We start from the raw sequence: 14353 nt of genomic DNA, 5'->3' as shown, positions 1-14353 counted from the left end.
AAGTTTTAGGAGGTAAAGGGAGAAAGTTTTTTTTAGGGGAGCTATCAGTTTGACTTAAAAGCAGCGTGAACATCTCGTGCGCCGTGAAGAATACGGGCAACTTCAACGCCGTTTTCAACAGGGAAATAACACAAGAGGAAATTACCAACGCTAAAAACGCGCAATCCCAACATTAAGCGATCACGCTGAACCCCCATCATTGGATTGTGAGCTAACAAACTGAGTTTTTCATCAAATGAATTTAGCAAATTTTCTACAGCAGTAGGGTTTTCCTGAAAAACATATTCAAGAATTTCATCCAAATCCGCTTCTGCCTCTGGGGCAAACGTGTACTGAGGCATCATAAGCTACTGTGCAGAAAAGTTGTATTTATCACGTAACTTTGCGAACACTTCTTTGCCATCAATGCCTTCACCCCGTTTGAGCTGGTCAGCACCAACCTGAATTTTTGCCCGTACACTATCCAGCAACTCCTCTTGTTCCTGGAGCAAAACCAGTCCTTTCTCTACAACTTCTTCGACAGAGGCATAAGCCCCGGAAGAAACTTTTTCCTGAATTTGATCTTCCAGTTTTTGTGGCAACGTGATGGGCATTGGAAATTCTTTCATCTCAATTGGTGCAGTCATTGTAACAAAATTCAGATATTAAAATCAATCAAACTCGAAGTAGGGGAGCTCACCCCCTCCCCCGGTTGATTTTCGCTGAAAAATGCGTTCGCGCTGCGCCGCGCCCCTCTCATGTTGACGAGGAGCACGTCTCGCAAGAGGGAGTGAGCATTGAAGAGCTGAAGGCGAGGCAATGCGAACGAGTGATGAGAATATAAGCACCACAGGAAACTGATGGGGCTTTTTAATTAAAAACAAGAAGTAAGTAACTGTAGTTACAGGGAATAATTTAATCCTCGGTGTTGCCCTATAGTGTATGCTATTTTTAGAGGAAAAGGAGGGGCATTTTGCATGTCTTCACAAGGGTATGAGACACGGGTTTTCGAAGTTTTAGGGTTGCCTGATCCCGCTCGAAGCAATGATGCTGATTATCATTATGTTGGCGATTGGGAAGTCGCCGATAGCCCCGAAGCCGTCGATGCGGTGGTGGAACGTCGCCTCAGTCGGCTGCACATGTTAGGTCTCATGGCACGTCCTTTAGCTGATGAAGCCTGAGTCTTGATTGAAAATGAAAATTTCCTGACCTACGACCAATATTTAGAAACCGTCAAAAACTGTACCAGCCTGGCCCGGCTTCAAGATCGCCTTGACTATAACCTTAGTCCACTGTAACAAAGCGGTCATGCTGAACGTTTTGGTCTTCGTTTGCTCACCCGAGGGTGAGCTCTTTTTTTTCGAACAAAACTGTCCGAGTTTTCAATTTGTCACATGTAAACAGTTCGAAGTACTGCTGTAAAAAAAGCAGGTGTTCAGACTAAAGATTGATAGCTAGATTTCTTCTCTCATAAGCGTTTCAGTCAGCTGTTAAATAAGCTGTGATACTGAACTTCCAACTTAACAAGGAGCCCGGCAGTCGCCATTCCTTGTCAAGTCTGCTGTAAACCTAGCAGTCATGTAAAACAGGGTGCTTGTAACCCATTGATCCTGCATAGGTAAAGCATTGCTTTTCTGAGGCAGAACGAAAAAATCATATTTCCACCTGCTTCAAAATCAAACAGCCCGTTCACCAACACCTTGACCAGCTTAAAACCAACGACGGCGCAGAAATGAAAACGTCAGTGGCCTCAAACGTCAAAATCAAGATGGTTGGGCCTTCTTTCGTTTTCCAGGGCTTGGCCCTTCTATGAGAGAAAACCCATCAATCTTGGCGGCGTATTTTTCGCGTTGCTCAGCCCTGATTTTTCCAAACTGTTTGGCACTCATTTTGGGGCGATTATTCAGGTAGCCCAATGGAATTGAAATTTTCTTGCCCTGATGCATCGCTCCTGATGTATAGCAATAAAACCCTGCCTTCAATCTGGGTGTAACCCGAAGGTCTTTCATTTGCTCCGGCTTCACGCCCACAAGTTTTGAAACACTGTCTGCCAACTCAAGCCCTGAGCGCCCAACCTGTGACGGATTTCAGTGGCTTGATTAGCGAAGTTGATTGAAGAAGGGCAAGTTTCGCGGGCTCTTGAAAGATCAAACGGAGAGTTTTTTGAGTTTTATAAAAAGACCACTCCCTGTTATTGTATTTTTGTTTCTATTGTCTTTATTGTCGGCCTGCCAAAAACTATATGTACCAATAGGTTTGAGCGCGTATGACTACACTTAGAGGGTTTTCATGCTACAAGACAGGGGATTTCAGGCTACACATTAGTTGGTTCTAAAACTACACAATAAACGTGTTGACGCGACAGTTGCCCTTGAGACCTTGACCCAAAGGGTAGCCTTATGTTCGCCCGTCAAGGCGTCAAGATTTGCTTATGATGCCTCCAGCATCACCACACAAAGCTTTCATCGGGTTCTGTGCGCCATAATTTGATTTGTCCATTTTCACACTTAAACAAAATGGTGCTAAAGCCTTCTTCTGTGCCTTCTAAAAGGTTTTCCAAGTCATCTTTGTTTAATGTAATGGTTTCATCCTCAAAGCTATGGGCACAAGCATCATCCAAGCGTTTCATGCTTGCGCTTGAAGCAATTATTTAACAAGATTATTCGTGTTATTTAATGAGCAATTTACCAAACATCATTTTTTTTTCATTTTTTTAAATTTTAGGGTTTGACACTATCGGGTCATATCTTTATAAACCGCCTCAACAACCTAACGCGGTTGTCCAATAACAGATTTTTAGCGGTCAGAACCTACGTTGAAAGTCGTGCGTTGCCCAACATTTTGCCCAATATTGCACTCTGCTGGGTAAGTTGGATAAAGCAAATATATGTTGCATATTAAAGGTTTGCCCGGGTAGCTCAGTCGGTAGAGCAGCGGATTGAAAATCCGCGTGTCGGTGGTTCAAGTCCGCCCCCGGGCACCATTTTCTCCTTAAAAATCAAATGGTTGCTCAGATATTTGCGGAAACGCCGATACTGGTTTACACTTGCACAGTCCTTACACACTTTTCACATAGTGGAGGATTAGATGGCAAAACACGAAATCATGGGCGGAAAAGTCCACGTTTATAAACGCGATAATTCAAAATATTGGCAATGCTCGACCTATCTTCTGGGTAAAAACCACAGGACAAGCACCAAGGAAGAAAGTCTTGCCCAAGCCAAGGACTTTGCCGAAGACTGGTACTTGGGCTTAAGAGGAAAGGCAAAAACTGGAAACCTCAAGAATGAGAAGCTTTTCAAACAAGCCGCTGAACAATTCACCCGCGAGTATGAAGTCCTGACCAACGGCGAGAGAAACGCCAAATATGTGCAGGATCATCAAGCGCGCTTGCGCAATCACCTGATCCCCTTCTTTGGCAATTACGGACTCTCAGAAGTTACCGCTGGGGCTGTTCAAGACTACCGGATTTTTCGCATGGAAAATCCAGAACGACCTCCATCGCGAAGCACCATGCATCATGAGATCGTCACGCTTCGTCAAGTCCTAAAAACAGCAATCCGGCATGATTGGCTTCAAAACCTGCCCGATTTATCCATGCCCTACAAAGCCTCGGGCAAAGTCACCCACCGGGCGTGGTTTTCACCTGAAGAATATAAACGCCTCTATGAGGCCACGCGTGAACACGCGAAAAAAGGCCAAGGGAAGCCTTGGCAATGGGCCGCTGAACAGCTTCATGACTACATCTTGTTCATGGCAAATACGGGCTTACGCCCGGATGAAATCAAACGTATTCAATATCGCGACGTGGAAATCATTGACGATGAAGACACCGATGAAACCATTTTGCTGATTGAGGTGCGCGGCAAACGCGGCGTAGGCTACTGCAAAAGCATGGTCGGGGCCGTGCGCCCCTTTGAACGGCTGATTGAGCGCAACAACCCGCGCGGCGATGATTTGGTCTTTCCTGCCGACCACAAAAAGCAATTCAATAATATCCTTGAGAAAGAGGGCCTCAAGTTTGATCGCGACGGAAGCCGCCGCACGGCCTACAGCCTACGCCATTCTTACATTTGCTTTCGCCTTATGGATGGGGCCGACGTCTACCAAATAGCAAAGAACTGTCGCACCTCAGTGGAGATGATTGAAAAGCACTACGCCGCCCATATCAAAAACAGCATCAACGCTTCCGCCATCAATGTGAAGCGCAAGCGCAAGAAAGTTGTAAAGCCAAAGAAACGACCACGCGCACGATCTTGATTTCAAGCCCGCTTCCTCACCGGAGCGGGCTTAATTTTTGAGCGCATCCAGCACGCTTTGAAAAATCTCCTTTTCCTGCCCGTATTCCACTTTTCGCGCCTCGCAAAAGGCGCTGATATCGGTGAGCTCCGTTTCATCTTTGAGCGGACCTTCCAGCATCACCAAGTTGCGAGATGAAAGTGCGAGAGAGTTTTCCCAATCCTGTGCCCCAATCGCCTTTTGGACTTTCGGTCCGAACTTTGCCCCGCGTGTTTGGGTTTTCTCCAAGATCGCAGTTTTTTCTTTTTTTGACAGCCCCTTAAAAGTAGCTTGGATGGTTGCGTTTAGGAATTTCCAGTGATCATCTTTCACCCGTTGGACAAGCGTTTCCACATCTTTGCGTTTCTTTGAGAGTGCTGCCTGACGGGCGTGCTTTTCCTCAGCCCTGCCTTTGGCTTCTTTTTCAAATTCCGTTTGTTTGCCAAAGCCTTTTCGGATGGCCGTGGCAAGGGCTGCGGGGACATTGCGCACAGGGTCGCCAAATTTTTCTCGGCGCTTGACCCATTCAAGGCCCTCATTCAGGCTTTTGAGCACATCGTCTTCGCTCAAACCTGCCAAATCTCTATCTTTTAGGCGCACACCATAGTACGCCAAAAGCTCGCGGGTTTTTGGACTAATTTTGCCGACGATTTCGGCTTCTGAAATTTCCCCCGCAGACAATCGCATTTGCAAATTTTCCGGCTCTTTTTCCCGCGCATAAATCCAAAGTCCAACGGCCTTTCTCCCCTCTCGCACAATTTCATAATCAAAATATTTGCGTGTGTGCGGCAGAACTTTCAATTCCTTTTGCGCCGGGTCTAAGACGCGTTTTTGGAAATTGTAAAAACGCTCGTAACCACCTTCGGTGATCGTGGCGATTAATTCGGGAAGATCATAATATTTTTTCGTCATCCGCCCAGAGCCAGAAAATTCCATAATGAGGCCATAAAATCGAAAAGATGCCGAACATTTCGCCCCTTTCAAGTCGCGGTCAAAATACGTGGTGAATTGCTGTTTGAGACCGAGTAAATAGGGCTTGAGAGCCGGGTCAAAGCGAAAACGCATTTTGCCTTTGCCTTCATAATATTTCACCGAGGAAAACCAACTTGTTTCCAGCAAGCCGTCTTCTTCCTGAATCCTCAAAGTGCGTTGCCTCACGCGGCTGGCGGCTTCTTTGACGTACTCATAAGTATTCTTGGATTTCTCCGACATTTTGCCGCTTTTGGCGACTTCAACCACGGTGATCTCAATATCCTTGAAATCTTCGTCATCTGCGTTGATTTTCCCGATTACCGCGTTGACGATATGATTTTCAATCGCCGTCATAGCATATCGTGCACTGACCAAGCGATTTGCCATGGCGACAATGCCTTGATAGCTCTTGTCTTTAGGAGATGTTACTGAGGCCTTTGGAGCGGACATATAGGGGAACTATAGAGAACCGGACTACACGGCTTCAAACTGTAGTCCGGTTCCTTTAAAAACAAAGCTAAATCATAATAAAAACATCAGCTAATTTGGGGTCAGTTTTATCTAAATTCGCGCTATCTGTCGCATCTCGACATGTTCCCGCTTCGTCCCATTGCGCATAACGCCAGCCAGCGGGTGTGTTAATCTCACCAATAATTTTGTCCCCTGTAGAAGAAGGGTCCAGTGCATTAATTTTTGCGTCTAGGCCGCCTACTGTTTTTGTATTGATTACGTGGATTTTTAACATTTCTCATCCTTTTGTTTTAGTGCTGGCAGCGACCATAGCCAAGTATGCACAAAATCTCCATTCAATTATTTCAACTCAGGATTAGTTTCTCAATTACCCCTTATCTGTAGTTCTTTCCCCCTGATTTGTAGCTTTTCAGCCCCTATCTTGTAGTTCGAAATCCCCTTTTTTGTAGTTAAAGCACCCCTAAAGTGTAGTCGATGCAGCGTGAAAGTCGTTGGCAGGTAAGGTTTTCGCTGAGCCGACAATAAAGACAATAGAAACAAAAAGACAATAACAAGGGATGCTGATTTTTATAAAACTCAAAAAGACTTCCGTTTAATCTTTCAAAGGTCCGCGAAACTTGACTTTCTTCAATCGCCTTCGCCAATCAAACCACTGAAGTCCGTCACGGGTTGGGCCTTCTTTCGTTTTTCGCCTTTAGGGTCCGCCAGTAGAGAAAAACCGTCAATCTTGGCGGCATATCTTTCCCGTTGTTCGGTACGGATTTTTTCGAACTGTTTTGGGCTCATTTTAGGGCGATTATTCAGGTAACCCAACGGGATTGAAATTTTCTTGCCCTGATGCATGACCCCTGATGTGTAGCAGTAAAAATCGGCCTTTAGTCTGGGCGTGATACGCAGGTCTTTCATTTGCTCCGGCTTCACACCCACAAGCTTTGAAACCCCTTCGGCGAGTTCAAGGCCCGAACGCCCCACCATCTTGATTTTCACATTGGACGCCACCGACGTTTTCATTTCCGCTCCGTCGCGGGTTTTAAGCTGGTCTAGGTGCTGGTGGGCCATGCAAATGGAAATGCCGTATTTACGCGCCTCCGAAAGCAATTCTTCCAGCTTCTGTCCGCGCGCGTTTTGCACCTCATCCACAAACAAACGCCACGGCAAACGATGTTCCGGGGCCATGGCACCACGCCTGTAAGCTGCTTGCAGGACAGAGGCCACGAAATAGCGCGACACGGCCCCTGAGGCATCATGCAGCACCGACTTGGAAGTATTGGCAAGCAGTATCCCGCCGTTATTCATGATCTTGCCAAAGTCGATGGTGTTTTTCTGGCTCATAAACATGCGCAGGAATACCGGGTTAGAAAGCAGGGTGGAAACGCGATTACGGATTTCAGCACGCCGTTCAATCGCACTGCGCGACAAATATTCCTCGGCGAAAAAACGTTTCACCGCCGGGTCATCAATCGCTGCAATCGCGCCTTGAAAGCGTCTGTCTTCCATGGGGTTTGGTGAGGCGAGGCAGTCCAGAAAGGTGAAGATATTTCGCTCCGGCACCATCTGAATGACGCGGGCGACATAGGTGAAAATGTTCTTTTGCAGCGTCGTCAGTGCCTGACCTTCCGAGAAAATATAGGCCGTCAAGGAAAGCGATGAATTCACCGCCCCAAGGGCGATATGGGCGTCTTTTTTAGCCAATTCTTCCAACCCAATATCAAACGGATTACAACCGGGCAAATGCAGCGGGTCTTCCACATCAAACAAGGTCAAATGTTTGGACAGGTCCGCATGTTTGGGAACGGGAAACCCGAGAGATTGCAAAAGCCAGCGCCCCGTGTGGTCAAACACATCAGCGGGCGCAAAGTCGCGCAGCCGCGCCAGTGTGTTGAAAAGGTCGCCATGCGGGTCCACGATGCCAAAGCCGCCTTTCCCCTCTTGAGCGCGAAGCAAGTCCACATCCAGCCCCAAGCCCATCCCCTGACTTTTTCCGCTTTCCGTTCCAGCCAAGAATTCAACATGGCCCGTCGGGTTAGCGCGCAAAGAGCGGGCAAAAATATTGGTTTTATGGATGATGCGGCGATAGAAGTAATCAAACAGCCGAAACCCCATTATTTTGCGCCAGCCCCGCCACCAGAGCAGAAAGGCAGCAAAAACCGCCCTCCAAGGCCGCAGGAGCCACGGGAGCGCCTTTAGGCTTACCCTGACACTCCAACCAACAAGACGCAGCGGAAACAGCGCTACAAGGCCAAATTCATGAAACGACTTTACCTTCACGGTTCAAGGGCGGTTATGAAGTCGTGTTTTTCAGGCTTACGGGTCAGCCAAATCGCCCCGAGCGGGTCTGCTTCAACTTGCGCGAACGTAGCGAAACGAAAATTTCGGTCATTGGCTACATCCACATCCTGCAAGGAAATTTTATTCCGAATATCCTGATTGCGTCGCTCATCGGGCGAGACGGTGAGCAAGACGAAATTGTCTTCTGCGCCTTGGGTGCTTGCAAGATCACTAATCCCACTTTCATTCAAAATCTGGTCATAGAGTAAATAACGCGTTGCCAAGTCCCGGTGCGCCGGGTCGTTAGTGATGGCAGAAAGTACCGTGTCGGTGCGGCAATCAATCTCAATGGGAATGCGGCGGCGCGTTCGGACTTCCCGGCGGCGTTTCCGCCCAAATTCGGCTTCGATTGTTTCATAATCCACCTTGGCAAGCAAAAGCGTTAAATCCGGCCTGACACGCGGCCCGGCGGGTCCGCGTAGTCCCTCCATATCGGTTTCGCGTCCGATCTTACCGGATGCTGCGCGGTGAATATCAAAATCAAAATAAATCTGCTCCAACACGATATTTTGCCCACGCGCATGGATGGCACGATCAAAGGCAATTGCCACGTCAATCATTTTAATGCGATGGGGCGTGTGAGACGACCAACGCGGATTTCCCCGTCCATGAAACAAGCCTAAAAGCTCCATGGCGATATCCGTTTCGTGACACAGGTAGTCATAGCCCTTTTGCAGCAAATACCACACTTTGCAGGACGAGCCTTGCCCGAGCACATCTTCGGCGATTTCCCGGTCTTCCCCGTGCAAGTTTGAACCACCAAAGCCCGCGATATAGCCCGCTTCTTGGAGAGCCCGAAACCGGGTGGTCGGCTTTTCTGAGTGCTGGCGCTCCCCCACCAGCCGCACGGCTTGCTCGGCAGTGAGAAAACGAAACCGCTGTAAAAAATACAAAAGCTTCACGTCGATAGACTTCAAAGTCGTTTCCGGGGAAGCTTTGGGAGCCATGAAAAGATGCGCGAGAAAACGTTAAAAATGCCCTCGGACCTGAACGGGAAATTCAGGTTGCAGAAGTACCTTTAGAAGTACCCGCAAAAGAGGTCGCACTGGATTATAACACAAGCTTGCCTTTCCCTCTAAAAACAGGGTGAAACCAAGAAAACGCCTTGTGCCGGATTGCGTTGCTATCAGGGCCTGTTTGAGGCGAATTTTTACTCCCCTTTCCCTATAAAAAAATGGCCCCGCCAAGCAGCGAAGGCCAATAGCTATAGAAAATCTATATTTATTGAAAAACTAGACCGACTTGTCCGGCCCCTTCTTCAGCTTCACCAAGCCATCCAGCACCGAGAGCATTTTGTCGTCCGGTAAAGCTTTGAGCGCGTGAAGCCCGGCCCGCAAGATTTCTGCCTTATAGACCCGGCGCTTTTGCGCCGCCATGCGAAAGGTGAGCTCGTCGATAATCTCATAGTCCGCTTTGGGCATGGAGTAGCTGTCTTTGACCATTTCCACCCGCGCAGGCCGTGCCGGGGCTTCCATGCCGATTTCCGGGTCGTTCAGGTTGTTCCCCGCCTCAAGCTCTGTTGGCGGCGCAATGCCGAGCCCCCGGCGGCGGGTGTTTTTCTTTTTCAGGTTGGGGAGTTTATTTGCTGGCATCGACGCAGGCATTAACAGCGGAAATGAAGAAGGCGCGGGCTTTTTTGTTCAGGCTAAGGAAAGGCGTTTCCGTTGGTGCGGCCCCACGGTTGAGCGCCTTGCGATAGGCTGGACGCTCAAAAAGACATCCGTCGAGGTAGGAATAGCCCGCTTCCTCCACATAGGCCCGCACGTCCAAAAGCTCCGCATCCGTGCCGATGTGGCTAAAGGCCATTTTCAGGCGGTCTTTTGGAATGCCAGCCCGCTTGAGCTCGTGAAAGACCTTTACCGCCGGGTCAAGGTCATCAATGCTGGCCCGCGTTGGCTGAATGATCACATCCGCGACCTTGGCAATATCCAGCGTGAGGGTGGTCCCCCGGCCCGCTTGGTCAATAATCAAAAGGTCTGCGCCCTCATTGGCGGCAAGTGCCTTTTCAACGCTGTTATAACTTTCCACCGGAACGTCCGGCGTAAGCCCGTTTTCAAGGCGCAGCTTGCGCCAGTTCATGCACGAGCTTTGCTTAAGGTCAAAATCCGCGATCTTCACCGCATAACCTTGGCGGGCCGCTTCGGTGGCAATGCCACGGGCAAGCGTTGATTTGCCCGCGCCTCCTTTTTGGCCGACAATACCGATGATGTAGTTTACCATGATTGTCGGTAATTATAGCGAATATGGATTTTCCATATTTATAGTAGACTGATAATTACGGTTTTTCGGTAGTTATGGTTTTGAGGTTGATATAGAAAATCAATAATTATAGATTTCTTCCGCTTCCTAATACATCAATTTTCAAAAACAAAATTCAGCCCTTCATTTTGAGAATTGAAAAACTTCAAAGGAATAATACTCTTTCCTTGATTTCGAATATCAAATAATCCGTATATTCCATGATCATACCAATATCCCCAGGAGCCTCCAGCATCTGCAACTTGAACTAGATATGCTTTTTCACACGAAGCCCATAGATGGGGAACCAGTTTCTGACACCTCTCTTTTGAGAGTTCTACAAGCACTTTATATACAGTGTTCTCCACAAAAATTGCACCATCGCGCACCTCGTATTCACCTTGCATTTGGCATTCCTTTACAGGAATAATTAGGCTTGCCATTTTCTCAAATGAGCTTGGTGTCCTGCCTAAATAGAAACCAACGTTCTCAGAAAAGTTTACATTCTTTGAAAGACCTAGCTCTTCTGCAATCAATTCGAAATTATCTCCTGACAACCATTCTGTGGCAAAGCAATTTCGACTGATTAAACTACCGTCAACCTTCCAGCCAATCGGGGCTCCAAGTTCTTCTTCTAAGGCTCCTGAGATAACCCAAATATACCATTTGTTACTCTCATAATGTCTTTTGTACCAAATACCTCCTAATGGAAACGCTTCATATTTGGGATAACTACTACATGGCAGGGGGGCCTCTAATACTTCTTCAACCCACTTATCACTAAAAATTTCTTCAAACTTTTTTGAAAGAGCGAAGGCGCGTCTAGGTCCCCAATAAAGTTCTCCGTCCGCAAGGTTAAATATGCCTCTAAGGTCTTTCCCTCTCACCATTATTTTGATTTTTTCGGCAAAATCTAGAGATTCTTGAAGGGAATAATATCGAGATTTAGCATATTTCTCATCTTCATAAGTACAGTCGTGGGCACTGGCTTTCACGCTGATAAAGAAAACTAGAAAGAATATAGTGAAATATCTTTTCATTCGCTTGCCCGTTTTTTACGAGAAATCCTAATATCTAAAAAATAAAGATACATTAAACAGGTAAGGAATACTATTTTTTTGATTAATAGCATACTCGTAAACAAGCACTACGATCATGGGAAAACCGCCGTTTATCATACATTCGGGTTGTTTGGAGACTGGCGTGCTTGACGGTCCCTTGCACGTCCTCAATCGTTACCCCAAGTCGTAAAAAACTTCTCAACACATCATGTCTCCATTTTTGGGCTTAATAAACGTGGCGACATTGTTACAATCTGAGAGCTGTTGTTGGAATAGACGGGCAAATGCGCTCTTTTAGACAGTGTTTCATCATCGAAAAAACCATTCAAACCATCAATAAAGATTGGATTTAGACCATTGATCAAACAAATAGCACTCCCGTTTTTCATCTTTGCTATTTCAGCCGCCGACATAAGTTCACGCTGAATAATCCTCCCACCTTCTTCTTTTTCAGTAAGCCCCATCAATTGAGAAATTTGAGAAAGAGACTTGGGATTATTAATGTTTAGAAAATTTTTCACCCAACAGTTATCAAGAATTGTTTGATACTTTGGAATATCTTCTGCCTGCGCCAAGGATTGCAGACAAGTCATGATCGAAACATTCCTTCTACGTAACGTTGCGTACGCCATTGCAGCAGATGAAATGTGTGGTAAAAAATGTGCGGCTTCGTCTAAATACAATTTCACATTCAGCCCCAATTCTGAATTTTTGTCAGACAGTAAACTGTCGAACACCTGAGAGAAGAAGGGGGCAAGATATGTCATACCATGCGTCTCTGCTGATTTTTCATTCAATTCAAGGAAAATTGCAGTTTTCTTTTTGCGCAAAGTCGGAAATTCACCCAAATTGTCATTTGTTGTATTTTGACAAATCACCGGGTCGTTAAAAAGGGTTAAGGCAAGCTGCAACTCACTCATTGAGCCATTTAACACTCCACCTTTACTTGCATCTTTAACGATTGATAACCAGCTGTCTTGGACGGCTTGATCATCAACTTGTAAAATCAAATCAGTAACTTCTTTTTCGGAAAATTGAGCCCGACGTGCCAAGTGTAAAATTTCATCTAAGCCAGCGTGCTCAGGACTAAATGAATGGAGTGCACGAGAAAAACAAGCCAGAGTATTGATTGCTGCTAGAGAAAACACACGGTTATTCCCATCTGGCACTTTAATCAAAGTTTGTCCCAAAGACATAAGTTCCTCATAAGTCCTAGCTCTATGAAGCGGATTAAACCTATAAGGTGATTGCGGGTCCAAAGGGGCGACCCTTTTGACGTCATAGCCCCTACTCTCCAAATACCCCGCGCAGGCACCAAAGGTTACGGCATGAACTTTCGAGATCGTCGGTAATTTCTCTACCTTACTCCGAATATACTTGCTGGCTTTCTGAATAAATTGAGGATTGGTAAAGATCGCGCTGTCATCACTAATATCCACCCCTACGACAAGGTTCTTTTTAATTTCATATGCCTCAGAAGAACCCGTATAGATTGCGCACAGAATAACAAGGCTCATGTAAACAATTTTTTGCATTTCAAATTTTCCTTATTCTAAAGGGCGGACTGCAGGCTTAGAGATGAAGGAAGCTCAATTGTTTCCACTGATTTTTTTGCTTCTAAAAGCCTCTCTCGAAGGCCTTCATCAAGGTTAATAAATGGCACCTGACAATGAAGAGATTGTCCATCCTTGATGCTTTCCTGATAATTGGGGTCCAAAAATGCCGCTCGTTGGCTATCAAGTGCCAGCATTGCATTCAAAGCTTCGTCATAACCTGACAAGACTTTGGCACAATGAGCTTGCAACCTTGCTAAACGGTTTTCTTGAAGTTTTTGTAACGTTGCTTTTTTCTCCGCCAACTTGATGCGTAAAGCGCCAAGTTTTTCAATTTTTTGCTTTGCGATTAGCCAGTCTTGATATTCGCGGCGGCGCCTTAGTGCCTTTGAAATGCGGTAATACACAAACGTCATTACAAAGGCGCAAGTTAAGGGAAGGTATGCCAACCACATAGCTTGGCTTGTTAGAGTGTCTGGATTTAAAAATTCCCCTGCCGTTCGGGGGAAAGAATATTGCATTCCCCAAATACTGAATGCTGGAATATTCGAGATTTCTACTGACTGATCGGCAATTGGCCCGTCCTCAAGCTTTTCCACATGCTCCTCAACCATTGAATAAACCGTTGGCGTCACAATCGCATGACCGATTGCAATTGAAACATGGATAGAGAAAACGAGCAGAACGACACCAGTTATAAGGCGCACTGGTTGCTTAGCCCGAAAAACACTCTGATTTGTGGGCTTTGATTTAAAAGATTCGATTATCAAATCGATTGATATTTTCGTCAGAAAAGCAGGCGAATACAGTGTGAATGTTTTTACGATCACTTCAAGAAGATCAACAAGTGTATATTGCCCGTGAGCATCCTTTGCTTGCTCAAGAAAAAACTTGAAAGGTAAAATGAACTCGCCAAGAAAGGCAATCACAAAAAACACTACCGAGATGCTCAAAACCCAAGCTTGATCTGAAAGACTTGTGATGTTCTTTTTGGCAAGTTGAAGAACCTTCCCGATAGCCGCTTCTTTTGAAACTGGTGTCATTGCGCCGCCTCCTTGATCATCTCAACGACACTAAAAGTCGCTCGGGGCAAATCAGGCTTTGGCGCAGGAGAAGGATTAAGCTCCTCCTCCGTAAAACAACCTAGACCTATGCCGACTTGCAGGAGTTCATTTTCAAGCAATTCAATTTCAGCTAAAATTGCGTCACAAGACCTATTGAGTTCGGCCTCTTCTTCCGAAAGAACGGGCAAATACTCAGCCGCAATCATCACCATATCCGCTTTGCTCACAGGCAGAGCAGCTTTTGCTTTAGAAATGAGTGGGTTTTCTGAGGCCACAGACGCTCTAAAACTATCGAGCTCTGAGCTTGATCTAACATCATTAGCCATAGAATTACCTCCTTGGCTTTGAAGGAGGTCAAACCATCGGCCCCACTTTGTTTTGACAAAGCAGGATTTCTTCCGTAAGAAAG

Annotated in this window: 16 protein-coding genes and 1 tRNA gene; 3 read left to right on the top strand and 14 right to left on the bottom strand. The window is 46.3% G+C overall.

All coding sequences use genetic code 11. The features are described from left to right. Window positions 1–44: 44 nt before the first annotated feature. Together E4K71_RS10905 and E4K71_RS10900 are read right to left on the bottom strand one after the other, a co-directional pair. The gene (locus tag E4K71_RS10905) at window positions 45–302 is read right to left on the bottom strand and encodes a type II toxin-antitoxin system RelE/ParE family toxin (RefSeq protein ID WP_167730460.1); all 258 of its coding nucleotides are present in this window, start codon (window positions 300–302) and stop codon (window positions 45–47) included. 45 nt (window positions 303–347) lie between these two features. Then, the gene (locus tag E4K71_RS10900; RefSeq protein WP_167730458.1) at window positions 348–593 is read right to left on the bottom strand and encodes a type II toxin-antitoxin system ParD family antitoxin; all 246 of its coding nucleotides are present in this window, start codon (window positions 591–593) and stop codon (window positions 348–350) included. 363 nt (window positions 594–956) lie between these two features. Between E4K71_RS10900 and E4K71_RS10895 the strand changes: the two genes are divergently transcribed. Continuing rightward, on the top strand, window positions 957–1160 hold the full coding sequence (locus E4K71_RS10895) for a hypothetical protein (protein WP_135079474.1): 204 nt from the start codon (window positions 957–959) through the stop codon (window positions 1158–1160). A 582-nt stretch (window positions 1161–1742) separates the two neighbouring features. Here the strand turns inward: E4K71_RS10895 and E4K71_RS10890 are convergent. Together E4K71_RS10890 and E4K71_RS10885 are read right to left on the bottom strand one after the other, a co-directional pair. Next, entirely contained in the window at window positions 1743–2033 is a 291-nt protein-coding gene (locus E4K71_RS10890) for a hypothetical protein (protein ID WP_135079472.1), read from the bottom strand. 392 nt (window positions 2034–2425) lie between these two features. Further along, on the bottom strand, window positions 2426–2608 hold the full coding sequence (locus E4K71_RS10885) for a hypothetical protein (RefSeq protein ID WP_135079470.1): 183 nt from the start codon (window positions 2606–2608) through the stop codon (window positions 2426–2428). Window positions 2609–2886: 278 nt separating this feature from the next. Between E4K71_RS10885 and E4K71_RS10880 the strand changes: the two genes are divergently transcribed. Both E4K71_RS10880 and E4K71_RS10875 read left to right on the top strand, forming a co-directional pair. Next, window positions 2887–2962 (top strand) — tRNA-Phe (locus E4K71_RS10880). Window positions 2963–3066: 104 nt separating this feature from the next. Beyond that, the gene (locus tag E4K71_RS10875; protein WP_135079468.1) at window positions 3067–4239 is read left to right on the top strand and encodes a phage integrase SAM-like domain-containing protein; all 1173 of its coding nucleotides are present in this window, start codon (window positions 3067–3069) and stop codon (window positions 4237–4239) included. Between the two features lie 30 nt (window positions 4240–4269). Here E4K71_RS10875 and E4K71_RS10870 read toward each other — a convergent pair whose 3' ends face one another. From E4K71_RS10870 to E4K71_RS10825, 10 genes are all read right to left on the bottom strand, one after another. After that, the gene (locus E4K71_RS10870) at window positions 4270–5679 is read right to left on the bottom strand and encodes a replication initiation protein (RefSeq protein WP_135079466.1); all 1410 of its coding nucleotides are present in this window, start codon (window positions 5677–5679) and stop codon (window positions 4270–4272) included. A 67-nt stretch (window positions 5680–5746) separates the two neighbouring features. After that, entirely contained in the window at window positions 5747–5974 is a 228-nt protein-coding gene (locus E4K71_RS10865) for a hypothetical protein (protein ID WP_135079464.1), read from the bottom strand. Window positions 5975–6327: 353 nt separating this feature from the next. Further along, window positions 6328–7803 carry a TraM recognition domain-containing protein gene (locus tag E4K71_RS10860; protein WP_135079461.1) on the bottom strand — a complete coding sequence of 492 codons (1476 nt, stop codon included), beginning with the start codon at window positions 7801–7803 and terminating at the stop codon, window positions 6328–6330. A 161-nt stretch (window positions 7804–7964) separates the two neighbouring features. After that, complete coding sequence (locus E4K71_RS10855; protein WP_135079459.1) at window positions 7965–8975, bottom strand: hypothetical protein; 1011 nt, start codon at window positions 8973–8975, stop codon at window positions 7965–7967. Between the two features lie 285 nt (window positions 8976–9260). Further along, window positions 9261–9620: a hypothetical protein gene (locus E4K71_RS10850; RefSeq protein ID WP_135079457.1), complete on the bottom strand. Its 360-nt coding sequence runs from the start codon at window positions 9618–9620 to the stop codon at window positions 9261–9263. Beyond that, the gene (locus E4K71_RS10845) at window positions 9607–10248 is read right to left on the bottom strand and encodes a ParA family protein (protein WP_135079455.1); all 642 of its coding nucleotides are present in this window, start codon (window positions 10246–10248) and stop codon (window positions 9607–9609) included. Before E4K71_RS10845 ends, E4K71_RS10850 begins: the two co-directional genes overlap by 14 nt. Window positions 10249–10382: 134 nt before the next feature. Continuing rightward, window positions 10383–11306 carry a hypothetical protein gene (locus tag E4K71_RS10840; RefSeq protein ID WP_135079453.1) on the bottom strand — a complete coding sequence of 308 codons (924 nt, stop codon included), beginning with the start codon at window positions 11304–11306 and terminating at the stop codon, window positions 10383–10385. A 227-nt stretch (window positions 11307–11533) separates the two neighbouring features. Continuing rightward, window positions 11534–12862: a type IV secretory system conjugative DNA transfer family protein gene (locus E4K71_RS10835; RefSeq protein WP_135079451.1), complete on the bottom strand. Its 1329-nt coding sequence runs from the start codon at window positions 12860–12862 to the stop codon at window positions 11534–11536. A gap of 17 nt (window positions 12863–12879) precedes the next feature. Next, a complete protein-coding gene (locus E4K71_RS10830) occupies window positions 12880–13923 on the bottom strand; it encodes a hypothetical protein (RefSeq protein WP_135079449.1) in 1044 nt (347 codons plus the stop codon). Continuing rightward, window positions 13920–14270, bottom strand: a complete 351-nt coding sequence (locus E4K71_RS10825) for a hypothetical protein (RefSeq protein WP_135079447.1) — start codon at window positions 14268–14270, stop codon at window positions 13920–13922. Before E4K71_RS10825 ends, E4K71_RS10830 begins: the two co-directional genes overlap by 4 nt. Window positions 14271–14353: the final 83 nt, after the last annotated feature.

It is taken from the genome of Terasakiella sp. SH-1 (assembly GCF_004564135.1).
GTDB lineage: Bacteria > Pseudomonadota > Alphaproteobacteria > Rhodospirillales > Terasakiellaceae > Terasakiella.
The sequence above is the reverse complement of the archived record's forward strand: the minus strand, read 5'-3'. Positions and strand labels throughout refer to the sequence as shown.